Source organism: Pseudomonas sp. NPDC087804 (genome assembly GCF_044742965.1).
GTDB classification, from domain to species: Bacteria; Pseudomonadota; Gammaproteobacteria; order Pseudomonadales; family Pseudomonadaceae; genus Aquipseudomonas; species Aquipseudomonas rustica.
In genome coordinates, this window is the sequence record NZ_JBIUVN010000001.1 from 946,482 (window position 1) to 969,934 (window position 23,453).

The following is a 23,453-nucleotide window of genomic DNA, read 5'->3' on the forward strand; positions in this document are numbered from 1 at the left end:
AACCAAAGAATTAATACATTCGACTGGCAGACTTTGGATAAGCTGCTAGCGTAAACAAGACGTGTCCTAGAGGCTTGAAAAGAAAGGGATTACGCCGTACGGCCGACAAGTGCCGAGTTGTCCATTGAGCCACCAGGGAATCGGGGATGAAGTTCAATCGAGTGGGGAAGACTCTTTTTCTGGCAAGTTCGCTGGCGGCTATGCCGTTCGCGCAAGCAGACAACGCCGAAGACTCCAATAAAAGTAACAACCCGCTGAACGTGGCGCCGGGCGCGAACCTGCAGGACTACTACACCCCCAAACTCTACGACAGCAACGCTCATACCAATGACGTCCTGCTGCGCGGCACGTTGCCGATCGCCCCGAACGACTTTATCGGTGTGCCACAACTGGTACGCGCGACGCTGCCCATCAGCACCCGCCCCGATCCGCATAACGGTTACAGCACCGGCATGGGCGATCTGAACCTGTTCGACATCTTTATTCTGAAAACCGAAGGCGTGCAGTTGGGCATTGGCCCGCTGATCACCGCGCCGACCGCCGAGCAGGACGAGCTCGGCACCGGCAAATGGCAAGGGGGCCTCGCGGCTGTCGCGATCGACGCCTCCCCGCGCGGATTGCTCGGCGCACTGGTGCAGTATCAAAGTTCTTTCGCTGGTGACAGCGACCGCGCCCACGTTGAAAGCGCGACCATGCAGCCGTTCATCATCCATAACCTGGAAAAAGGCTGGTACCTGCGCTCCACCGGCACCTGGACGTTCGACCTGAAAAACGACACCCACTACATCCCGCTCGGCCTGGGTGTGGGCAAAGCCTGGAAGTCCGGCAGCAACATCGTCAACGCCTTCATCGAACCGCAGTGGACCGTCGACCGCAAAGGCGACGGCCTGCCGCAATTCGTTGTTTATACCGGCATTAACTTGACCTTCGGCAAGTAAGGAAGACGCTATGCAGGTTACCCTCAAGGCCGCCGGCTATAGCTTGATGACGATGTTTGTCAGCTGCGGCGTCGGCGCCCAGGAATCCATCGCCAGCCCGCAAACAGATCGGAGCGCTATCTATGCAGCGACCGAGCGCCCGGCGGCGCCACTATTCGAATATTTATACAGCCAGAACTTTAAGCGGAGTCGTTGATGGTCAAGCCTTACGTTGTGCGCCCGTTACTGGCGCTGTGCATGATCGGCAGTCCGCTGCTGTACGCCGCCGAGGGCGGTGTTGGCCGGCCAATTACTGGTCAACAGGTGTTTTCCAACGCCGGTATCGTGCCGCCTGAGCCAGGCTGGGTCATGTCGTTGACCAGCATCTGGTATGACGGCTCGCTCAAGGGCAGCACAGGGGCGCCGATTTCCGGCGCGGTCAGTGGCGGGATCGACATGAAAGTGTCGTACACCATGGCCAACTTCACCCACGTCTGGGACACCGGCAAAGGTCGCTGGAACTACGCCTCGGCCGTTGGCATTCCCGTGCAGTACACCGACATCAAAGCCAGCATCACCGGCCCGCGCGGGCGCACGCTGGGTGACAGCGACTCCGGCACCCAATTCGCCGACGCCCTGATCACGCCCATCGCCGCCGGTTACCACTTCGACGAGTTGAACCACATCTCGCTGTCCCTGCCGATCTACGTGCCAACCGGTGCTTATAACGATGATCGACTGGCCAACCCGGGGCAGAACAATTACACGTTCATGCCGACCGTGGCGTTCACCCACCTCGACGGCAAGGGTGGCGAGCTGACGCTGTCCAGCGGCCTGGAGTTCTACACCGAGAACGACGCCACCGATTATCGCAACGGCAATATTTTCACCCTCGACGCCCTGTGGACCCACGGTTTCGGCAATGGCTGGAGCGCCGGCGTTGCGGCGGGTTATATCCAGCAACTGACCGACGACAAAGGCCAGACTGCCGATACGTTCAACGGTTATCGCGGTCGTTCCGTTGGCGCCGGCCCGGTGGTGGGCTGGTCGGGTAAATTCGCCGACGCCCAAGCCAATATCAGCGCCCGTTGGGTACCGGAGTTCGACACCAAAAATCGTCCTGAAGGCAACGGCTTCAGCGTCAACATGACTCTGGCATTTTTCTAGACCCGGACACAAAGGACTGCCCCATGACTGCACTTACCGACCTCAATGCCCTGCAAACCAGCATCGCCGAATCGGTGCTCGGTCAGGATCAAGTGATTCGGCAGATCCTGCTGGGCCTGTTGGCCAACGGCCATTTACTGTTGGAAAGTCTGCCGGGGCTGGCCAAGACGCGTACGGTCAAGGCGCTGGCCAAACACCTCGACGCGAAAATGAGCCGCATCCAGTTCACCCCGGATTTGCTGCCGTCGGACATCACCGGTGCCGAAGTGCTGCATCAGGTTGAAGGCAAAAACGAGATCCGTTTCCAGCCCGGCCCGCTGTTCGGCAACCTGATTCTCGCTGACGAGATCAACCGCGCTCCGGCCAAGGTTCAGGCGGCGCTGCTGGAAGCGATGGAAGAACGCCAGATCACCGTGGCCGGCACCAGCCATCCGTTGCCGGATTTGTTCATTGTGGTCGCCACACAAAACCCGATTGAACAGGAAGGCACGTATCCGCTGCCGGAAGCGCAGATGGATCGTTTTCTGATGAAAGTGCTGCTCGATTATCCGAGCGCCGATAACGAAAGCCAGGTGCTGCGCCTGCTGCGCGCCGAAGAGTTCGCACAAGGCGCCAACACCGCGCCGAGCAAGGGTTTCAGCCTGTCGCAGGAGGTAATTTTCGCGGCACGCAAGGAAGTCAGCGCGGTGCATGTGTCACCGGCCATCGACAGTTATCTGATCGACATCATCAACGCCACGCGCCACCCCGCCGATTACGACGAAGACCTCGCGCGCTGGATTTCGATTGGTGCCAGCCCGCGTGGCGGCATTGGTCTGGATCGTTGCGCCCGCGCCGATGCGTGGCTGCAGGGGCAGGATTTTGTTTCGCCGGACAATGTGCGCGCGGTGGTGCACCCGGTGCTGCGTCATCGTTTGCAATTGAGTTATGACGCGGTGGCGGACGGCGTCAATGCCGATCAAGTGCTCGATCGGATTCTCGATAAAGTAGCGATTCCGGCCTGATGTCAAATACGAAGAGCAGCGACGGCCTGGTCTATGTCTCTCTCGCGCAGTTGATGGCGCTGGAGTTCAAGGCCCGTGACCTGAGTTTTCTCGCTCGTCAGCCGCAAGGCAGCATCCTTGCTGGCAACCATGCCTCGCGGCTGCGTGGTCGTGGTTTGAATTTCGATGAACTACGCCGGTACCAGCCGGGCGACGATCTGCGTCACCTCGACTGGCGTGCTTCGCTGCGCACCGGCAAACCGGTGGTGCGCACTTTTACTGAAGAGCGTGATCGTCCGGCGTTGATCGTGGTTGATCAGCGCATGTCGATGTTTTTCGGTTCGCAACGCAGCTTCAAATCCGCCCTCGCCGCCGAACTCGGCGCATTGGCCGCATGGATGGTGTTCAACGCCGGCGACCGGGTTGGTGGGCTGGTGTTCAACGATCAACGTATCGACAGCATCGCGCCGTTGCGCAGCCGTAAACGCGTTGAAGCGCTGCTCAGCCGCATCGCCGAACAGAATCAGGCGCTCGACGCGGCTAACCCGGATGCCGAAGGTGAAGACCAGCTCGACAAAGTCTTGCAGCGTTGCCTGGCGCTGGCCGGTCACGACCATTTGATCTGCATCGTCAGCGACTTCGCCGGGGCCGGCGAACGTACGTTGCAACTGATGCGTCAACTGTCGGCGCACAACGACGTGATCGCCCTGCAAGTCTACGATCCGCTGGCATTGAAGCTGCCGAATAATGGCCGCTTGCTGATTACCCAAGGCCAGTTGCAGGTCGAACTGGCCATCGAAAAACGCAATGTGCATCAACCGCTGGGGGATTTTCTCGGTGGTCGCTTGAAGGACGTCGCCACCCTGCTGCGCCGCAGTCAGGTGCCGCTGATGATGTTCAGCACCGCCGAAGGAGCCCACGCGCAACTGCGTGCCGAACTGGGCAAAAGCGCCGGGGCACGGCGATGAATCCGAATATCCCGAGCATCGATCAACTCAAAGAGTTGGCCCCGCCCGCGCCGGTCAGTTATGCGCCGCAAACGTGGGGCTGGTGGGTGTTGCTTGCGCTGCTGATCGTATTGGCAATCGTGATTGGCGTGCGCCGTTACCTGCAATGGCGCCGCGATGAATACCGCCGTGAAGGGTTGGCGCGACTGGCGCAACTGCGTAGCCGCAGTGACGACCTCAATGCGTTGCGCGAATTGCCCGAGCTGCTCAAGCGAGTGGCACTTTCAATGCCTGGCCAATCTCTCAAACGCACTGCGATTCCTGTAGGAGTGAGCCTGCTCGCGAAGGGGCCAGTACATTCAACAGTTTCATCGACTGATGCGACGCCATCGCGAGCAGGCTCACTCCTACAGGGGGTTGCGGCGTTGGGGAGGGAGGATTGGCAGCGCTTCTTGCAAGCGCACAGTAAGAATCCGCTCCCGGCCGATTTCAGCGCACAACTCGCGCAACTCGCCTACGCCCCCGACGACACCCTGCGCGCCCTCCCCACGCCGCAGCGTCAGGCGTTGTTCGACACATGTCAGGACTGGCTGGAGCATCATCATGTGGCAGCTTGATTACCCATGGTTGTTGCTTCTGCTGCCGCTACCGTGGCTGGCTTACCGCTACCTGCCGGCCTACAACGAAGCGCGCAGCGCCGTGCGCGTACCGTTTTTTGCGGCGATGAGCCGCGCTGTCGGCGAAGCGCCCACCCATGCCAGCACTCGGCGCAACGTCTGGCAATTACTCTTGAATCTGTTGGTCTGGGCGCTGATTTTGCTCGCCGTGGCACGTCCGGTGTTCGTTGAAAAACCCATCGAACGTCAGCAACCGGTGCGCGACCTGATGCTCGCCATCGATATTTCGCAGTCGATGGAAACCGAAGATTTCACCAACGCCAACGGCGAAAAAATCAATCGCCTCGCCGCCGTCAAAGACGTGGTGCAAGGCTTTATCGACAAGCGCAAGGACGACCGCCTCGGCCTGATCGTCTTCGGCAGCGGCGCTTATCCGCAGGCACCGCTGACCCTCGATCATGCGAGTCTGTCGCTGTTACTGGCCGACACCGGCATCGGCATGGCCGGGCCGAACACCGCGATCGGCGATGCCATCGGCCTCAGCCTGAAGCTGTTGGATAAAGCCCATGAGCAGGAAAAAGTGCTGATTCTGCTCACCGATGGCAACGACACCAGCAGCGCGATCACCCCCGATCACGCCGCCGAAATGGCCGCCAACAAAGGCGTGATCATCCACACCATCGGCATCGGCGACCCGAGTGCGTCGGGCGAGGCCAAGGTCAATCTGCCGGGTCTGGAGCAGATCGCGAAAACCACCGGCGGCCAGTTCTTCCGCGCTGAAGACCGCTCCGCGCTCGATCAGGTTTACAGCACCCTCGACCGCCTCACGCCGCATCAGGTGAAAACCCTCAGTCATCAGCCGCAACGCGAGTTGTTCTATTGGCCGCTGGGGGCGGCGATGTTGTTGCTGGGCCTGTATCACCTCGGCGCGCTGCTGTGGCCTCGGCTGTCATTCGCCCGTCAGCGGCAGGAGGTCTGAGATGGACATCAACCTCAGCGACTTCCATTTCCTGCGCCCGTTCTGGCTCCTGCTCGCGCTGTTCGGTGCGTTGTTGCCGCTGATCTGGCGCCGCAGCCGAGATCTGCAACGACAGCTGCGCGGCAACATCGCCGAGCATTTGCTGCCGCACCTGTTGATCACGCCACAAGACAACCAACGCCTGCGCCCGGTGCATCTGCTCTGTGCGCTGTTGATTCTCGGCGCCATCGCGGCGGCCGGGCCGACCTGGGAACAAGATCGTCCGGACTTTCTCGAAAACCGTGCACCGCTGATCGTCGCTGTCGATCTGTCACCGTCGATGGACGCCAGCGATGTGCAACCGACGCGACTGGAAGCGGCCAAGCACAAACTGCATGACCTGATTCAGCGTCGCGCCGGTGCCCGTACGGCACTGATCGCCTACGCCGGCAGCGCGCACCTGGTGTTGCCGCCGACCGACGACCCCGCCCTGCTCGACTCATTTATTCAGGCGTTGGGCACCGGGTTGATCGACAAACCGGGGAAAAACGTCGCCGCGGTGATTGAGCAGGCGAAACGCTTGCTCAGCGCAGAAAAGACGCCGGGCAGCCTGCTGCTGATCACCGATGGCGCCGATACCGCGCAACTTGATGGCCTCGACAAGCAGCTGAGCGGCAGTCAGTTGCAAGTGTTAGTGCTGGCGGTGGGCAGCGAGGACGGCGGCATGATCCACGACGCCAGCGGGCAGCCGCGCACCGATGCCAACGGGCGCCCGGAACTGGGCAGCTTTGATCAAGCGGCAATCAAACAATTGGCTTCTGCTGTCGACGCGCCCCTCGGCAGCCTGACCCTGAATGACGATGATCTGGACTGGATCGAACTGCACGCGCAACAGCACTTCCAAAGCGCCAGCGCCGAACAGCGTGAATTGCACTGGAAAGACGCCGGTTATTGGCTGTGCTGGCCGTTGCTGTTGCTGGCATTTTTCGGCGTGCGCAAAGGCTGGAGCGTGAATTGGATGGCGGCGTTGCTGCTGGCCGTGGGGCTGGGTGGGATACCGGCTCCGGCGCAAGCGAATGCACTGACCGACGCCTTCTTCACTCGCGATCAGCAAGGTCGCTGGGCCTTTGAGCACGGGCACCTGCCTCAGGCAGCGGCGCTGTTTGTCGATCCGTACTGGAAAGGTGTCGCGGCGTATCACGCGTCTGACTATGACTTGGCGCTGGCGACTTTCGCGCGCCTGGACACGCCACAGGCGTACTTCTATCTGGGCAATATTTACGTGCGCCGTTTCAAGTTTGATGAGGCGATCGCCGCGTACACCCAAGCCTTGAAACTGCAGCCGCAATTCCCGGAGGCCACGGCCAATCTGGCGTTGGCGCACGCGTTGCTCAAAGACACCGAAAGTGCCGAGAAAAACGCGCCTGAGACCAAACCGGATGAAGTGAAATTCGACAAGGCGAAGGGCAAGGGGCAGAGCAAGAAGGTCGAGTCGGAGCAGGCGGCTTCGGATGCGCTGTGGTTGCAGAACCTGACGACATCGCCGGCGAAGTTTCTCAAGCAGAAATTCAGCTTGCAGGATCAGGCGGGGGTTAAGCCATGAATCTCCGGAACCGAGTTGCGGCCATCGCGAGCAGGCTCACTCCTACATTGATTTTGTGTACGGCAAAGATCCCCTGTAGGAGTGAGCCTGCTCGCGATGGGGCCAGAGCAATCACTTCAAAACTCAGCATTTTGTTCCTGACAGGCCTGCTGAGCCTCAATGCCCTCGCAGCCGCCCCACAACTCAAAGTCCAGGCCCATCTGCAACCCGCCGAAGGCGCCATGGTCGGTGGCCTGATCGAGCTGCAAGTCGACGTCCTCACCGACACCTGGTTCACCAGCGCCGCCACCCTGCCCGATCTCAAACTCGACGGCGCTCTGGTCATGCCCCCGGACGGTCAGGCCCAGCATCTGAACCAGACCATCGACGGCCAATCCTTCAACGGTTTGCGCTACACCTACCTGATCACACCCAACGTCGCGCGATCGTTCGATATCCCGGCCCTCACCGTCAGCGCCACTCCCGGCCAGGCTGAAAGCGAAATCAGCGCCCACAGCGAACCGCTGCAATTCAGCGCCGCCCGGCCGCCCGGTTTCAACCCTGGGGAAACGCCACTGGTTGCCACCGGACTGACCTTCAGCCAGAACGTGATCAACTCGGCCACACCACTGAAAGTCGGCGACAGCATTACCCGGCAACTCACCTTGAAGGCCGACGGCGCACTGGCCATGTCCCTGCCGATCCCGGCACTGGGCGATATCGACGGCCTCAGCCGCTATGCGAAAACCCCGCAAGTCACCAGCCTCGATGACGGCCGTGGCGACATTCTCGGCGGCCAGCGCATCGACAGCGTCACCTATCGCATCGACCGCGCCGGTTCGCACACACTGCCGGCCATCGAAGTGAAATGGTGGGACGCGAGCAGCAATCAAACGCGCACCGCGCAAGTGCCGGCAGTGACGTTCGCTGCCGCCGCCAACAGCGCCTACAAACCTGTGTTCTCCATCGCCGAAGACCTCAAGCAACTCGGCCAGAATCGCCTGCGGTTCTCCACACAATGGCTGATCTGGCTCGTGGCGCTCATCGCGATTATCGGCCTCGGCTACCTGAGCCGTCCGGCCCTGACTCGCGGCTACCGCACCCTGCAAGCGCGCAAACAAGCGCGGCACGCAGCGTGGTTGCAGTCGGCCGATTACGCCTGGCAACAAATCAATCCGCAACTTGAAGCCAAACCAGCGCAACTCAGTGCGCTGTATCTGTGGCTGCGCCGCAGTCGAATGGGTCTGAAACTCGTCGATGCCGGCCCGCGTCTGCAAGGCCTGTTGCGTGGGCTTTACGGTCGCGAACCGGCCACCAAGCAGACACTTGTACAACTGCGCCAATCCTTGACTACGCTTCACAGTCAGGCCGAACAGCAGCAGGCGAAACCGGCCTCGGCGCTGCGCCCGCTCAACCCTTTACACGAGAAGGATTTCCCATGACGCACCCGTTGCTGCACCGCCAACGTTTTGGCCTGGCTCTGCTGTTCGGTCTGGCCCTGCCGCTGCTGGCCCAGGCCAATGAGCCGCTACCTTCGTGGAACGACGGCCCGGCGAAGAAAAGCATCATCGAATTCGTGCAGACCGTGACCGATCAGACGAGCAAGGACTTCGTCAAACCCGCCGACCGCATCGCCGTGTTCGATAACGATGGCACGCTGTGGAGCGAGCAACCGGCGTACTTCGAATTGCTGTTCGCTTTCGACGAGGTCAAGCGCACCGCCGATCAGCACCCGGAATGGAAAACCACGCAGCCATTCAAAGCGGTGATCGAAAACGACCACAAGGCCCTCGCGGCGTCAGGCATGGAAGGCCTGCTGAAAATCGTCGGCGCCACCCACAGCGGCATGACCACCGAAGCGTTTGATGATTACGCGAAAACCTGGCTGAGCCAGGCCCGTCATCCGAAAACCGGCAAGCCGTACACCGAGATGATCTTCCAGCCGATGCTGGAAATGCTCGACTACCTGCGCAGCCAGGACTTCAAGACCTACATCGTCTCCGGCGGCGACACCGGTTTCATGCGCGCCTTCGCCGAGAAGGTTTACGGCATTCCGCCGGAACAGGTGATCGGCACCACATTTGTCACTTCTTTCGAATACAAGGATGGCAAGGCCTCGATCGTGCGCACGCCAAAACTGGCGCACAACGACGACGGCCCGGGCAAACCGGAAAGCATTGATGCGGTGATCGGCAAGCGGCCGATTCTCGCCTTCGGCAACTCCGACGGCGACCTGCAAATGCTGCAGTGGACGGCCGCCGGTACCGGCAAACGTTTCATGGGTTTGGTGCACCACACCGACGCCAAGCGCGAGTGGGCCTACGACCGCAAATCAGACATCGGCAAGCTCGACAAAGCTCTCGATGAAGCAAATTCCCGCGGCTGGACCGTGGTGGACATGGCGACCGAATGGCGCCGGATCTACCCGTTCGATCCGCCGGTAAACGAGCAGGTGCAATAAAAAAAGCGTGCTGCAGGACTGCAATAAACGTTATCAGCAATAAATGACCCCCCGCGAAAAGGAGCAAGTCAGATGACTCGCATACGCAAGTGGCTACCGAAATTCGCCTTGGTTGCGACCTCGGTGATGGCGCTGTCGGCAACCGCCACAGCGGCTGAAAAACCCAACATCCTGGTGATCTTCGGCGACGACATCGGCCAGACCAACATCAGTGCCTATTCAATGGGTGTTGTCGGTTACAAAACGCCGAACATCGACCGGATTGCCAAAGAAGGCATGATGTTCACCGATTACTACGCGGAGAACAGCTGCACTGCGGGTCGATCCTCGTTCATCACCGGTCAGACGCCACTGCGTACCGGTCTGTCGAAAGTCGGCATCCCCGGCGCTCCGGTAGGCCTGCAAAAGCGTGACATCACCATTGCTCAGGCACTCAAATCTCAGGGTTATGCGACCGGTCAATTCGGCAAGAACCACTTGGGCGACAAGGATGAATACCTGCCGACCAACCACGGTTTCGACGAGTTCTTCGGCAACCTGTATCACCTCAATGCTGAAGAAGAACCCGAACGTCCGTACTGGCCAAAAGAAGATGCCGATTTCGTCAAGGCTGTTTCCCCTCGTGGTGTGATCCACAGCTTCGCCGACGGCAAGATCGAAGACACCGGCGCGCTGACCACCAAGCGCATGGAAACCATCGACGACGAAACCACCGCGGCGGCGCAAGCGTTCATCGAGAAGCAGGCCAAAGCGGACAAACCGTTCTTCGTCTGGATGAACACTACGCGCATGCACTTGTTCACACACGTGCGTGATTCGATGAAGGGCCAGAGCGGCATGCCCGGCAACGAATATGCGGACGGCATGATCGAGCACGACGGCGATGTCGGCAAACTGCTGAAAACCCTCGATGACCTGAAAATCACTGACAACACCATCGTCGTCTACACCACCGACAACGGCCCTAACCAGTTCTCCTGGCCGGACGCGGCGACCACGCCGTTCCGCAACGAAAAGAACTCCAACTGGGAAGGCGCGTACCGCGTGCCTGCGATGATCCGCTGGCCGGGCAAGATCAAACCGGGTGAAGTTTCCAACGAGCTGTTCTCGGGTCTTGACTGGTTCCCGACACTGCTCGCCGCCGCAGGTGATACCGATGTCGCCAATAAGCTGCTCAAAGGCTGGGCGCCGACTTCCGGCGGCACCAGCTTCAAAGTGCACCTGGACGGTTTCAACCAACTGCCGTACCTGACCGGCCAGACCCCGAAGAGCGAGCGTAAGGAGTTCTACTACTTCAACGACGATGGCGTGCTGGTGTCGATGCGTTTCGGCAACTGGAAAGCCGTGTTCTGCGAACAGCGTGCACCGGGTGGTTTCAAAGTCTGGAGCGAACCGTTCGTGTGCCTGCGCGTACCGAAAATCTTCAACCTGCGCATGGATCCGTATGAACGTGCCGATATCGTTTCCGACCAGTACTACGACTGGACGACCAAAAACGTTTATCTGACCGAAATGGCGGTGATGAAGTCCGCTGCATTCCTGCAGACCTTCATCGAGTATCCACCAAGCCAGAAACCGGCCAGCTTCAGTGTTGACCAGATCCGTGCTGCGGTAGATGCGAAAATCGCTGAAAAAATGAAAGCGGCACAGTAAGACCGCAAGACTGCCGCCCGCCTTCACCGGCGGGCGGACTTATTTTTAGTCGGATATCCCCCTTGTAGGAGCTGCCGAAGGCTGCGATCTTTTGATCTCCATTGATAAACATAAAGATCAAAAGATCGCAGCCTTCGGCAGCTCCTACAGGGAGCAGGCCCGATCATTTGTACTGATCGTTCCCACGCTCTGCGTGGTAGCGCATCCCGGGATGCTCTGCGTCCCATGCCAAAGCGGACGCGGAGCGTCCAGTGAGGCATTCCCACGCAGAGCGTGGGAACGATCAGCACAGTCGCCGTTTTTATCGAATTGAAATAAGGCAATCCGCATGTCCTCACGTATCGCCAGCAAGCCGTCGGCCATACCCGCCTCGCACACCGCCTCCCCTTTACTGCTGATCCCCGCCCTGCTGCTGTGCATCTCCGGCGCCGCAGCACTGGTCTATCAGGTGCTGTGGATCAAGCAACTGTCGCTGGTGGTCGGCGTCGAGGTGTATGCGATCACCACGGGCATCAGCGCATTCTTCGCCGGTCTGGCCATCGGTGGCTGGCTGTTCGGACGCTGGGCGGATCGCTTGCAGCAACCGGTGCTGCTGTATGCCGGGCTGGAAGTACTGGTGGCGATATTGGGCGTTGGCGCGACCGTGGCCATGAGCATGGCGGCCAGTCCGTTCGCCTGGCTGCAGGATCACGTCGGTGTGTTCGCGTGGTTGCTGCCGCTCGCCCTCGTGGGCATTCCGGCGGTGTTGATGGGCGGCACGCTGCCGGTGCTGGTGCGTTCGCTCGCGGCTGATCCGGGCAAGGCTGGCGGTCAGTTGTACGCAGCGAACACCTTGGGCGCGATTGTCGGCACGTTGCTCGCCGCGTTCTTTTTGATCGCCACCCTCGGTGTACGAGGCAGCTCGCTGGCCGCAGCGATGCTCAATCTGTTGGCGGCGGCTGGCGCCTTGTGGTTCGCCCGTCAGCATCCGGCACCGATTGTCACGCCGATCCATCACCATCCGGAGAAAGCTGCGGATCGCACGGCGCTGTGGCTGTACTCCATCGCCGGCGGTGTGGCGCTGGGTTATGAAGTGGTCTGGTCGCAATCGATCGTGCAGTTCATGAGCACCCGCACTTACGCGTTTGCCGTGGTGTTGGCGACGTATCTGACCGGCCTGTTTATCGGCAGTGCCCTGCTCGCGCGTCGCGTTGATCGCATTCGTGATCCGTGGGGCGTGTTCGGTTTGTTGATTGCCGGCGCCGGCCTGATCGCGCTGCTGGAAATCGCCCTGCTCGGTCGTTGGCTGATTTACGCCCAGACCCAGACCGAGATGTGGTTGCTGAGTCTGGGCGCCAGTGAGCTGGTCGGCATGAGTGCTCGCTTTGTCGTCGCGGCGTTGAGCATTGTGTTTGTGCCGACATTGCTGCTGGGGGCGGCGTTTCCCTTGGCGCTGCGTTTGAGTGTCGGCCATGAGCGCGTCGGTCGCGATGTCGGCGCGGTGGTGGCGTTCAACACCTTGGGCGGGATTGTCGGGGTGATGCTCTGCGGCTTCCTGCTCATTCCGCTGCTGGGTCTGGTGCGCACGCTGGGCCTGCTGGCGATCATCGCGGCGGGCATCGGCTACTTCGCCGTGCGTAAGGGGCATGGTGTGAAGAAAGGCCGGCGTCAGGCGGTGGTCGCACTGAGTCTGGTCTCGGTCGCATTGGCGGTGCTGACGCCGGTCGACAAAATTGCCAGCCTACTGCCCGGTGCACGCAACGGTACGTTGGCGTTTTACGAAGAAGGTCGTGGCGGCACGGTCGCGGTGGTCGCCCAAGGTCGCGGCGAGAACAATTTCCATCGTCTGTACATTCAGGGCGTCTCGAACACCGGCGATGCCATGCCGTCGCTGCGCTACATGCGCATTCAGGCGCTGCTACCGCTGTTGATCCACAACGGCGAACCGCGCTCGACCCTGGTGATCGGTTTCGGCACCGGCATTACTGCGGGCGCCATGCTGCGCTATCCGGGGCTGGAGCATCGCGTTGTCGCCGAGTTGCTGCCGTCGGTGGTGAAAGCGGCGCCGTTGTTCAAGGGCAACTTCAATGCTGCCAGTGATCCGGGTGTGGAAGTGCGTCTGCGTGATGGTCGTCAGGAATTGCTGCGCAGTGCGCAGACCTACGACCTGGTCACACTGGAGCCGCCACCGCCCTCCGCGGCCGGCGTGGTCAATCTGTATTCGCGCGACTTCTACCAATTGGCCGCGAGTCGTCTGCAGAAAAACGGCATCGTCGCGCAATGGCTGCCACTGCCGACGCAAAACATCGATGATTCGCGCTCACTGGTGCGCAGTTTCCTCGATGTGTTCCCGTATGCCTCGCTATGGACCAGCGAATTCCACGAGATGTTGCTGGTGGGCTCGATGGAGCCGATGGAACTGGACGCCGCGAAAATCACCGAACGTTTCCAGCAGGACAGCGTGCGCAGCACCTTGCAGGATGTCGGCATTGGTTCAGCGGCGGCGTTGCTTGCGACGTGGGTGACCGATCGCACCGGCCTTGAGCGCTTTGCCGCCGATGCACCGGCCGTAACCGATGATCAGCCGCGCATTGAATACGCGCCATGGGTGCGCAGCAAGGAAATCACTCGCGTGTTGCCGGCGCTGCTGGATCTGTATCAGCCACCGCCACTGGTGAATGCTGATGCCGCTTTCACTGAGCGCATGGAAACCCATCGTCAACGGCTGATGCAGTTTTATCGTGCGAGCCTGCATGCGTATGACGGCGATCGGGATGCGTGGGGGCGGGACATGCGCGAGGTGATGCAGTGGGATGGCGCGAATCCGTATTACCGCTGGTTTACCGGGCAGTAATGCTGCCGAATGTAGGAGCTGCCGAAGGCTGCGATCTTTTGATCTTGCTGTTTATAAGATCAAAAGATCGCAGCCTTCGGCAGCTCCTACAAGGTTTTGCGGTTACTTGGATTCGGATTTCAGTTTCAGATAGGTCTGGTGCATATCAGACGCCCAGCCATCGATCACGGCTTTAACGTCTTCGGCCTTCAGCGCCTGGGAATCATTCTCCAGCGGTTTGCCAGTGCCTTTGCGCACAACTTGCGCCACGACCTTATTGCTGGCGCCGTCCATGAACACCGCTTCAGTGGCCAGGGTGGTTTCCTGATCACGGATGCCGGTGGCCGTGCTGACCGCCGCGGCTACCAAAGCAATCGGGATCACTTCATACGCGTGCAGCCCTTCGGTTTTGCTGCTGACGGCGGTGATGGCCGGACGCAGTACGATCACACCCGGCCCAGGCCCGGTGGCCAGTGGCAGCGACTTGCCCAGTTCACGCTTGAGCGCCTGATCGTAATAGCTGGTGATGCCATTGAGGGTTTGCTGAGAGATTTTTGCGGTCGGTTGCGGCTTCGGATAGAGCTGGCTTGGCTCGACATAAACGCTGGTGAATTTATTGATGTCGAGTTTCGGATCCATCCAGCGCATCACCTCGGCACCCGACGGTGACTTGGCTTCCTTGAGCTGACTGTAATCCTTGAGAAACCCGGAGTACTCATCTGGAGCGACGGTTTTGCTCGAGCAACCCACCACGCCAAGGGTGGCGATGCACAGCGTGCCCATCATTACTGCTAGCTTCATGCTGTAACTCCTGTCAGAAAGCCGAAAGATTTGCATAAGGGGAGTTACAGGTATAGCTAAAACCTCAACTTTTGCGATGTAAAAGCAGAAAATTCACACAAGGCTGCGCGCCCGATCACAATGGTCATTTGACAGACGCCGGCCATCCGGCAAAGCTGCACCGAGCTTGAATGCACACCAGACGGTAAATGCACCTGGACCACGGAAGTCGTAATGCCCAAGCATAAAAATAAAGCGGTACAACCTGACCCTGATTCGTCTCAATCTTCACTTTCTCGTTACCTGTTCCCTGTCTCCATCGGCGTGCTGCTGGCGGCCGTGGCGGGGATCGGCTGGTTTCTGTTCAGCCCTGCGCCCGTTACCGCACCGCTCACGGTGCCCCCGATCAGTGCGCCGACGCCCGCGCCTGCCGCGCCCAAGCCGCAAGCGGTCGCACTGAAACCGGCGAGCATGGTCGACGAGCAACAATGCCAAGGCTGCCACACCGAGCAAGTCAAAGACTGGCAAGGCTCGCACCACCAATTGGCGATGCAACCGGCGAACGCCGAGACCATGCTCGGTGACTTCAATAACGTCACGTTCAAGGCTGAAAAAGAGACCACGAAGTTCACCCGCAAGGGCGACGAGTTCTGGGTCAATACGCCGGGCATCGACGGCAAGAACGCCGATTTCAAAGTGGCCTACACCTTCGGCATCGCGCCGCTGCAGCAGTACCTGATCGAGGTTGGTGAAGGCCGATTGCAGGCGATTGGCGTGGCCTGGGATACCCAGAAAAACCGCTGGTTTCATCTCTATCCCGGCCAAGGCGTGAACTTCAAGAATCCGCTGCATTGGAGCAAGCCGAGCCAGAACGCCAACTTCATGTGCGTCGAGTGCCACACCACCGGTTTCAAGCGCAACTTCGATGCCGCCAGCAATACCTTTAACAGTCAGTGGAACAGCCTCGGCGTCGGTTGTCAGGCCTGCCATGGCCCGGCCTCCAATCACCTGGAATGGACGCAGAAAAAGGGCGACCTGATCCATCAAGGTTTCGACGTCGACCTCAAGGACAAGAGCGCCACGGTCGAGATCGAAACCTGCGCCCGCTGCCATGCGCGTCGTGCGCCGCTGGGCGATGGCTATACCGTCGGCAAACGCCTGATGGACGATTACCTGCCGAGCACCCTCACCCGCGAGCTGTATGCGCTGGACGGCAAGATCAAGGACGAGGTGTTCGAACACGGCTCGTTCCTGCAAAGCAAAATGTTCGACAAAGGTGTGCGTTGCAGCAATTGCCACAACCCGCACAGCAACGAACTGAAAGCGCCGGGCAACGCGGTGTGCCTGCAATGCCACAACACCGCCGGCAAAACCTCGGTTGAAGGGGTCGACGGCAAAGGCCTGCAAGCGAAGAATTACGACTCCATCGAACACACGCGCCACACCATGGGCCAACCGGGTTCGCAGTGCGTGGATTGCCACATGCCCGGCAAGTTCTACATGGGCAACGACTTCCGCCACGACCACAGCTTCAGCATTCCCAACCCGGAACGCGCGCAGAAGCTCGGCACGCCGGACGCGTGTCTGACCTGCCATCAAGGCAAGGCTGGCGATAAAGTCACCGCGCAGTTCAAGCTGTGGAGCGCTTCCACCGCGCCGCAAGCACCGCGTTATGACGAAAGCCTGTGGCTGATCCGCAATGGTCAACCGGGCGCCGCCGACGCGCTGTTTACGCAACTGCAACGCAGCAATCTGCCGGCAATCCAGCGCGCCACCCTGCTGGCGGAACTGCCGCTGTATCCAAGCGAACAGGCGTTGAAACTGGCCACGCAGGATCTGAAAAATCCAGAGCCGCAGGTGCGTGAAAGCGCAGCGCGGGCAATCAGTGCGTTTCTGCCTCCGCCTGAACGTGCACCGTTGTTGTCGCCGCTATTAAGCGATCCTGTGAAAGCGGTACGCATTGTGGTCGCGCGGGATTTGCTCAGCGTCGCCCGCAGCAGCGGTCTCGGTGCGGCGCAAGCCAACTGGGAAGCCGCGATTGGCGAGTACGAGGCGGTGCAGAAGAGTCTGCTGGAACGCGCCGAAGCGAACCTCAATCTGGCCATGCTCTATCAGGCCAGTGGGCGCAGTTCGGAAGTTGAAGCGTTGCTGCGAGATGCGCTCAAACGTGATCCGGACTTCTACCCGGCGCTGGTGACACTGGTGCAATGGCTGGAGGCCAGCGGCCGCAGTCAGGAAGCGCAGACACTGCTCGACGACAGCATCAAGGAACACCCGGACGCCGCGCTGTTGCAGCACACTCGGGGCTTGTCATTGATCCGCGCCGGCAAGACGACTGAAGCGATGGTTGCGCTGCACAAAGCTGCGCAACTGGAGCCGCAGAATGCCCAGTACGGTTATGTGCTGGCGGTGGCGTTGCACGAGGGCGGCAAGGTTGATGAGGCTTGCGCGATTCTTGAAGGCCTGCTCAAAGTGCAACCGGCGAACCGTAATGCGCGGCTGTCGCTGATCCAGTACTACCTCGACAGCGGCCAGGAGCCCAAGGCGCAGGTGTTGTTGCAGGGGTGGAAGAAGATGAATATGGGGGATCCGGCGTTGAAATAACTGGCTTGTGATTCTCCTTGTAGGAGCTGCCGAAGGCTGCGATCTTTTGATCTTGGTTTTTAAGATCAAAAGATCGCAGCCTTCGGCAGCTCCTACAGGGGGGCATCAAAAAAAGGGGGTTACCAGGATGAGCTCTCACCACTCCTCAACGCCATCTCCCGCCGACTACTCGCCCGCATCGCCTTGATCAGCGACACCGTGCCCACCAGCAATATCGCCGCACCAAACATAAAGTCGATGTTGTACAACTGAAAGTCCTGCACCGGCCCGACCAGCACCACCCGCACCACGGCAATCCCTACCAGCGTGGCAAGAAAGTCGATCCCCGGTTCGTCGCGATAAAACACCAGCATCAGCGGCAGGCACAGCACCAGCAACATCAACAACACCACGACTTTGAACGAGTCTTTACGCTCAACGCTAAAGGCACATTCGTGCGCCCCGTAAGCCTTGTAATCCTCGTCGCGGATCAGCGAGTTTTTCTCGTTGATGTAGTCGACGCGGTTGTACTTCTGAATTGGCGTGAAGGTGTTGGACATTTCCATCAGCGTGGTGATGTTCCTGAAACGCAGGTCGATGCGCTCGCTGCCCTTGAGGTAATAGAGCACCGGTTTGTAGCCGTAGCGATAGGTGTCGAACGGGAACGCGGCGACCTGGCCCTGAACGCCGATCGGACGAGGTTCCAGTTCGGCGTAAGCGCTTTTGTTGGAGGAGGCGAGGTTGCGACTGAGCGGCTGAACCTTGACTTGCTCAAGGAAAATCGGCGTGGCGCCGAAGGTCCACTGCAGCGGTTCCAGTCGCAGGCGAAGTTCATTGCGACCGAGGTCATAGCGATTGAACGTGCGCTCGGACACCACCAATGAGCCGCCGACCATGAACTCGCCGCGCAGATTATTGGTGACGCGCAAGGTCAGTTGATCCTTGCCCAGCAACGCTGCTTGCGTGGACGGTGGCGTGCCGCACCACGCGGTACTTTCGCCGACACCGCCGAGCTGGCCGTTGCGGTTTTCCTTGAACACATAGAAGTAACTGGCCCACAGCGTCAGCATCAACAGCACCGCTGTGAGACCCAAAATCTTTTTGCCCACACTCACAAACCCGACTCCCTTCATCGATTCCATCGTCCAGCCGAATCCCGCTGGCGGGCGGGACTTTAACAAAATGCCATCATCGACCCAAGGAAATATCCCCGATGGCAGAGGCCCGTAAGGGTTTCCCCCACATCCAATGGCCGCAATACTTCTGCTGCCACACTGGCCCATTGTGGCGAGGGGATTTATCCACGATGGGTTGCGAAGCAGCCCCAAAACCTGCCGACCCGGTACATCAGACATACCGCATGCAACGGGCTTGCGACTGCTGCGCAGCCGAGCGGGGATAAATCCCCTCGCCACAACGGAGTTCTCCTGACAGTGTCGGTGCAGCGGGAAACAGGCTCGGCGAAGGTACAAAAAACCATATCAGACCGCGTCAGATAGCCGCAGGAAAAGCCAAAATCTGATCCGCACAAATCAACAATTCCTGAGCCTGTTTTGTTTTCCACGGTGTTCCTACAGTGCAGCCCATGTCAGACCGGGTGGCCTGGCAAGACTTTGCAACCGTGGATGAACTGACCATGAGCACAGCAATAATCGGACAGGCTTATAACTACAAGGTCGTCCGCCAATTCGTCATTGCGACTATTTTCTGGGGAGTCGTGGGGATGGCGATGGGGGTATGGATCGCCTCTCAATTGGTATGGCCGGACATGAATCTGGACTTGCCGTGGACCACCTTCGGCCGCTTGCGACCGTTGCACACCAGCCTGGTGATTTTCGGCTTCGCCGGCAGCGCGCAATTCGCCGCCAGTTACTACGCGGTACAGCGCACCTGCCAGGTGAGGCTGTATTCGGACACCCTCGCAGCGTTCACTTTCTGGGGCTGGCAATCGGTGATCATGATCATGCTGATCACCCTGCCGCTGGGCTACACCACCACCAAGGAATACGCCGAAATAGAATTTTCCGGCGCGGTGTGGATGGCCGTGGTCTGGGTCGCCTACGCCGTGGTGTTCTTCACCACCGTGGTGCAGCGCAAGACCAAACACATCTACGTCGGCAACTGGTTCTTCGGCGCGTTCATTTTGGTGATTGCGATGCTGCACGTGGTCAATCACCTGTCGATTCCGGTCGACTGGTTCAAGTCGTATCCGGTGTATTCCGGGGCCACCGACGCGATGGTGCAGTGGTGGTACGGGCACAACGCGGTGGGTTTTTTCCTCACCACCGGTTTCCTCGGGATGATGTATTACTTCGTGCCGAAACAGGTCAATCGACCGGTGTATTCGTATCGGCTGTCGATCGTGCATTTCTGGGCATTGATCACCCTCTACATCTGGGCCGGCCCGCACCACTTGCACTACACCGCGCTGCCGGACTGGGCGCAGTCATTGGGCATGGCCATGTCGCTGATCCTGCTCGCGCCGAGCTGGGGCGGGATGATCAACGGCATGATGACGCTCTCCGGCGCCTGGCATAAATTGCGCACCGACCCGATTCTGCGCTTTCTCGTGCTGTCGCTGGCGTTCTATGGCATGTCGACGTTTGAAGGGCCGATGATGGCGATCAAAACCGTCAACGCCCTCTCCCACTACACCGACTGGACCATCGGCCACGTTCACGCCGGGGCGTTGGGCTGGGTGGCGATGATCACCTTCGGCGCGACCTACCACATGGTGCCGAAAGTCTTCGGCCGCGAGCAGATGTACAGCACGCCGTTGATCAACCTGCACTTCTGGCTGGCGACGATTGGCACGGTGTTGTACATCGCCTCGATGTGGGTCAACGGCATTACCCAGGGACTGATGTGGCGGGCGATCAACGAGGACGGCACGCTGACGTACTCGTTTGTCGAAGCGCTGCAGGCCAGTCACCCTGGGTTCATCGTGCGTTTTGCCGGCGGGGTGTTTTTTCTTAGCGGGATGTTGCTGATGGCTTACAACGTCTGGCGTACGGTGCGTGTGGCTGATGTGGCACTGGCTCAGCGTGAAGCGCAGATTGCCTGAGGCTGGGAGGCCGTCATGATCGAGGTGTTTTTTGATGGGCTGGGCGTGGTGTTTTTGTGGCTGGCGGTGGAGTACTGCTTGCGGCGGGAGACGGCGGAGAGTCTGGATGAGGCGAGTATGGTGCCGTTTGCTGATGATCCGGAGGTGGCGCGGCGGGTTGAGCTGGCTACCGGGAAAAGCGTGAAAGCGGTGGCGCCGGAGGTGGTGAAATCGGGTTGGATCAACCTCGATATGTAAATCCCGGCCCCTGTAGGAGCTGCCGAAGGCTGCGATCTTTTGACTTTGGATTTTTAGAAGCAAGATCAACAGATCGCAGCCTTCGGCAGCTCCTACAAAAGCGCGTGCGATCAGCCGCGTTCGCGGGGGATAAGGCTCTGCAACTGCAACGCCAAAAAATTCGCATCAAACACAAACGTATCCGGATCCTTCAAACCATTGGTCTTGCGCCACTGCCACTCGCCGCCCGGCAGCCCCACCAACGAAATACTGCCGTAACGCGCCGCCGTCAGCCCCATCACCGCCAGCGAAATCTGCCCGGCGCTGCCCATCACATCCGGCACGAACTCCACCGGTTTGCCGGCAATCACGATGCTCAGCTTCTCGGTCTTGAACGTCGAGGTCTCGACCGGCGTACTCGGGCCGAACGCAACGTACGCCTCGCGGCTCACTTCCAGCAGATTCGGCGCCTGCACCGGCTCCAGCCATCGCTGAATATCGCCGAACAGCCCTTCGATGCGGCTCGCCCAGACCTGCGACTGCGTTTCGAACAGTTGCTTTTTGTGCGCTTCGCTTTCGGCGTAATGACGAAGCATCTCGCCCAGTTGCTGTACGTCGCTCATTGCTGTTTGCCTCGGAAAGGACCCTGCGATGTTCGATAGTGGCAGATCGAAGCCCCGGTGTACGGTAAATCGCCTGCGGTTTTGCAACACACCGTGACACTTGCGTGAAAGATCAGCGGTACAGTCAATTGCTGCTGGCATCAGGCCTTGAAGAAAAGGACACTCGGGGAAAACACAGATCATTGATCGAGGAATTTCAATGCGCACCATCGGCTTGATCGGCGGTATGAGCTGGGAGTCCAGCGCCGAATATTATCGACTCATCAACCAACAGGTTCGCGACCGGCTCGGGCCACTGCGTTCGGCGCAAATACTGATGTACAGCGTCGACTTCGGCCCGGTCGAACAAGCCCAGCACGCCGGGAGCTGGGACGATGCGGCGGCGATTCTGGTGGACGCAGCGCGCAGGCTCGAAGCGGGCGGCGCGCAATGCGTGGTGCTGTGTACCAACACCATGCACAAGGTCGCCGAGCAGATTCAGGCAGCTATCACCATTCCGTTTTTGCACATCGCCGAACCGGCAGCCCAGGCTGCGATCGCAATCGACGCACGCACCGTTGGCCTGCTCGGCACAGCGTTCACCATGGAACAGGATTTCCTCAAGCAGCGCCTGATCGCTCAGGGTTTGAAGGTTCTGGTGCCGGACGAAGCCGAACGCAAGGACGTGCACCGGATCATCTACGACGAACTGTGTGTCGGCGTGATCAGCGAAGCCTCGCGGCAGACCTACCAAAAAGTCATTGAATCCCTGACCGCACGCGGCGCTCAGGCAATCATCCTCGGCTGCACCGAAATCGGCATGTTGATCAAACCCGAACACAGCGCCCTGCCCCTGCTGGACACCACCGAACTGCATGCACAGTCGGCGGTGGCGTTCGCACTGGGCGACTGAGTCAGGTTTTAGTGCTGCGTCGCAGACGGGCCATGCTCAGGGTGTCGACCCATTGCCCGTCACGCACCGCGTAATCGCGGAACAGCCCTTCATCCTCGAACCCGAACTTGCGGTAGAGGCTGATCGCCGCTTCGTTATCGGCATACACCGAAAGCTCGACGCGGTGCAGGTTCATCCAGTTATCGGCGACGTCCAGTGCCGCCGTCAATAGTTTCGACCCAACACCTTTGCCCTGCCACGCCACCGCAACGGCCATGCCGAAACTGCCGGCATGCGCCCGGCGAATCCGCGAAAACGCTTCCAGCCCGAGATTGCCGATCACCACGCCCTCATGCAGCGCCACCAGCTTCACCGCCCGATCATTTTCCGCCTGCAACCGCTGCCGCCAGACTTCGGTGGATTGAAACGGCATCTGCAACACCTGCCGCGCCACGGCCGGGTCGTTGTAGAGCGCAGTGATGCCCTCAATGTGGGATTCGCTGGAGCGTACGATATGGATGTCGTCAGGCATGGCAGATCCGTCCGTGATCTCTATGTGGCCGTCCACTCTAAACCGACAACGCCCTCATCCGCCACAGACAAACCCGTGTAGGAGCTGCCGAAGGCTGCGATCTCTTGATCTTGATCTTAAAAACCAGGATCAAAAGATCGCAGCCTTCGGCAGCTCCTACAGGGGGATTGTGTTAGGTCAGGGCGACTTCTTCTTCGGCGACGGTTGCCGGGGTGGCTTGCGCGGTCTGGCTGAAATCGCGCAGATAGACGATGAACTCCTGCAACAGGCGATCCCACAATTCGAGGTTGCCGCGCAGGTGATCGTTGCTGACCCCGGCGCCGACCACCACGTCCATTTCCATCACCAGAAATTCGCCCTGCAACGACAACCGCGCAAAACGCCGAGTGGCGTTCCAGCGTTCCGCGACGCCGGCCGGCAGCTCACCTTGCACGCGCAATGCGCAACTGAAGGTGAAGTCGACGTAGCTGCCCTGCTCCGCTGCCGGATTGCCGAAACGCACGGCGTAGCCAATGCCCTGGCTGGCGCTGAGTAGCTGGACGATGCCGTTCTGTTCGGACTGGTTGACGCGATAACCGGCGGCTTGCAGCACGTCGGTCAAGGATTGCGGGGACACCTGGGTGATCAATTGAGTCATTGGATCTTCCTTGTTCTTCAGATTGAGACGCCATGCTTGGGCTGATTCGG

Annotated in this window: 21 protein-coding genes; 16 read left to right on the plus strand and 5 right to left on the minus strand. The window is 59.8% G+C overall.

The window, feature by feature from the left end; translation table 11 throughout:
- Nucleotides 1–146 precede the first annotated feature (146 nt).
- The 12 genes from ACIOMO_RS04090 (at nt 147) to ACIOMO_RS04145 (ending at nt 14,118) form a co-directional block, all read left to right on the plus strand.
- On the plus strand, nt 147–938 hold the full coding sequence (locus tag ACIOMO_RS04090; protein ID WP_401238314.1) for a hypothetical protein: 792 nt from the start codon (nt 147–149) through the stop codon (nt 936–938).
- 10 nt (nt 939–948) lie between these two features.
- A complete protein-coding gene (locus ACIOMO_RS04095) occupies nt 949–1,134 on the plus strand; it encodes a hypothetical protein (RefSeq protein ID WP_053120624.1) in 186 nt (61 codons plus the stop codon).
- Nucleotides 1,134–2,084 carry a transporter gene (locus ACIOMO_RS04100; protein WP_400749888.1) on the plus strand — a complete coding sequence of 317 codons (951 nt, stop codon included), beginning with the start codon at nt 1,134–1,136 and terminating at the stop codon, nt 2,082–2,084. Before ACIOMO_RS04095 ends, ACIOMO_RS04100 begins: the two co-directional genes overlap by 1 nt.
- 23 nt (nt 2,085–2,107) lie before the next feature.
- Nucleotides 2,108–3,088 carry an AAA family ATPase gene (locus ACIOMO_RS04105; RefSeq protein ID WP_401238318.1) on the plus strand — a complete coding sequence of 327 codons (981 nt, stop codon included), beginning with the start codon at nt 2,108–2,110 and terminating at the stop codon, nt 3,086–3,088.
- Nucleotides 3,088–4,035 carry a DUF58 domain-containing protein gene (locus tag ACIOMO_RS04110; protein WP_401238321.1) on the plus strand — a complete coding sequence of 316 codons (948 nt, stop codon included), beginning with the start codon at nt 3,088–3,090 and terminating at the stop codon, nt 4,033–4,035. The genes ACIOMO_RS04105 and ACIOMO_RS04110 overlap by 1 nt, the downstream gene beginning before the upstream one ends.
- Nucleotides 4,032–4,631, plus strand: a complete 600-nt coding sequence (locus ACIOMO_RS04115; RefSeq protein ID WP_401238324.1) for a DUF4381 domain-containing protein — start codon at nt 4,032–4,034, stop codon at nt 4,629–4,631. The genes ACIOMO_RS04110 and ACIOMO_RS04115 overlap by 4 nt, the downstream gene beginning before the upstream one ends.
- Complete coding sequence (locus ACIOMO_RS04120) at nt 4,618–5,610, plus strand: vWA domain-containing protein (RefSeq protein WP_401238327.1); 993 nt, start codon at nt 4,618–4,620, stop codon at nt 5,608–5,610. Before ACIOMO_RS04115 ends, ACIOMO_RS04120 begins: the two co-directional genes overlap by 14 nt.
- A 1-nt stretch (nt 5,611) precedes the next feature.
- A complete protein-coding gene (locus ACIOMO_RS04125; protein ID WP_401238330.1) occupies nt 5,612–7,192 on the plus strand; it encodes a VWA domain-containing protein in 1,581 nt (526 codons plus the stop codon).
- Entirely contained in the window at nt 7,189–8,613 is a 1,425-nt protein-coding gene (locus tag ACIOMO_RS04130) for a hypothetical protein (protein ID WP_401238333.1), read from the plus strand. Before ACIOMO_RS04125 ends, ACIOMO_RS04130 begins: the two co-directional genes overlap by 4 nt.
- On the plus strand, nt 8,610–9,632 hold the full coding sequence (locus ACIOMO_RS04135) for an HAD family hydrolase (protein ID WP_401238336.1): 1,023 nt from the start codon (nt 8,610–8,612) through the stop codon (nt 9,630–9,632). The genes ACIOMO_RS04130 and ACIOMO_RS04135 overlap by 4 nt, the downstream gene beginning before the upstream one ends.
- A gap of 72 nt (nt 9,633–9,704) precedes the next feature.
- A complete protein-coding gene (locus ACIOMO_RS04140) occupies nt 9,705–11,285 on the plus strand; it encodes an arylsulfatase (RefSeq protein ID WP_053120641.1) in 1,581 nt (526 codons plus the stop codon).
- 328 nt (nt 11,286–11,613) lie between these two features.
- Entirely contained in the window at nt 11,614–14,118 is a 2,505-nt protein-coding gene (locus ACIOMO_RS04145) for a fused MFS/spermidine synthase (protein WP_401238339.1), read from the plus strand.
- Nucleotides 14,119–14,220: 102 nt separating this feature from the next.
- Here the strand turns inward: ACIOMO_RS04145 and ACIOMO_RS04150 are convergent, their stop codons facing one another.
- Complete coding sequence (locus ACIOMO_RS04150; RefSeq protein WP_053120645.1) at nt 14,221–14,898, minus strand: DUF3313 domain-containing protein; 678 nt, start codon at nt 14,896–14,898, stop codon at nt 14,221–14,223.
- 213 nt (nt 14,899–15,111) lie between these two features.
- Here ACIOMO_RS04150 and ACIOMO_RS04155 point away from each other — a divergent pair, with 213 nt between their 5' ends.
- Nucleotides 15,112–17,481 carry a tetratricopeptide repeat protein gene (locus ACIOMO_RS04155; protein WP_401238342.1) on the plus strand — a complete coding sequence of 790 codons (2,370 nt, stop codon included), beginning with the start codon at nt 15,112–15,114 and terminating at the stop codon, nt 17,479–17,481.
- Between the two features lie 119 nt (nt 17,482–17,600).
- On the opposite strand, the gene ACIOMO_RS04160 is transcribed toward ACIOMO_RS04155, so the two are convergent.
- Complete coding sequence (locus tag ACIOMO_RS04160; RefSeq protein WP_401238345.1) at nt 17,601–18,575, minus strand: hypothetical protein; 975 nt, start codon at nt 18,573–18,575, stop codon at nt 17,601–17,603.
- 521 nt (nt 18,576–19,096) lie between these two features.
- Between ACIOMO_RS04160 and ccoN the strand changes: the two genes are divergently transcribed.
- Together ccoN and ACIOMO_RS04170 are read left to right on the plus strand one after the other, a co-directional pair.
- Nucleotides 19,097–20,524 carry a cytochrome-c oxidase, cbb3-type subunit I gene (gene ccoN, locus ACIOMO_RS04165; RefSeq protein WP_401238348.1) on the plus strand — a complete coding sequence of 476 codons (1,428 nt, stop codon included), beginning with the start codon at nt 19,097–19,099 and terminating at the stop codon, nt 20,522–20,524.
- 15 nt (nt 20,525–20,539) lie between these two features.
- Nucleotides 20,540–20,761: a cbb3-type cytochrome c oxidase subunit 3 gene (locus tag ACIOMO_RS04170; protein WP_401238351.1), complete on the plus strand. Its 222-nt coding sequence runs from the start codon at nt 20,540–20,542 to the stop codon at nt 20,759–20,761.
- Between the two features lie 110 nt (nt 20,762–20,871).
- Here the strand turns inward: ACIOMO_RS04170 and ACIOMO_RS04175 are convergent, their stop codons facing one another.
- Nucleotides 20,872–21,363 carry a hypothetical protein gene (locus ACIOMO_RS04175; protein WP_053120651.1) on the minus strand — a complete coding sequence of 164 codons (492 nt, stop codon included), beginning with the start codon at nt 21,361–21,363 and terminating at the stop codon, nt 20,872–20,874.
- Between the two features lie 199 nt (nt 21,364–21,562).
- Here ACIOMO_RS04175 and ACIOMO_RS04180 point away from each other — a divergent pair, with 199 nt between their 5' ends.
- Nucleotides 21,563–22,255, plus strand: coding sequence for an aspartate/glutamate racemase family protein (locus tag ACIOMO_RS04180; RefSeq protein WP_401238355.1), 693 nt, complete (start codon nt 21,563–21,565; stop codon nt 22,253–22,255).
- A 1-nt stretch (nt 22,256) separates the two neighbouring features.
- Here the strand turns inward: ACIOMO_RS04180 and ACIOMO_RS04185 are convergent, their stop codons facing one another.
- Together ACIOMO_RS04185 and ACIOMO_RS04190 are read right to left on the minus strand one after the other, a co-directional pair.
- A complete protein-coding gene (locus ACIOMO_RS04185; protein ID WP_401238358.1) occupies nt 22,257–22,766 on the minus strand; it encodes a GNAT family N-acetyltransferase in 510 nt (169 codons plus the stop codon).
- A 172-nt stretch (nt 22,767–22,938) separates the two neighbouring features.
- Nucleotides 22,939–23,403, minus strand: a complete 465-nt coding sequence (locus tag ACIOMO_RS04190) for a YbjN domain-containing protein (protein WP_401239423.1) — start codon at nt 23,401–23,403, stop codon at nt 22,939–22,941.
- Nucleotides 23,404–23,453 lie beyond the last annotated feature (50 nt).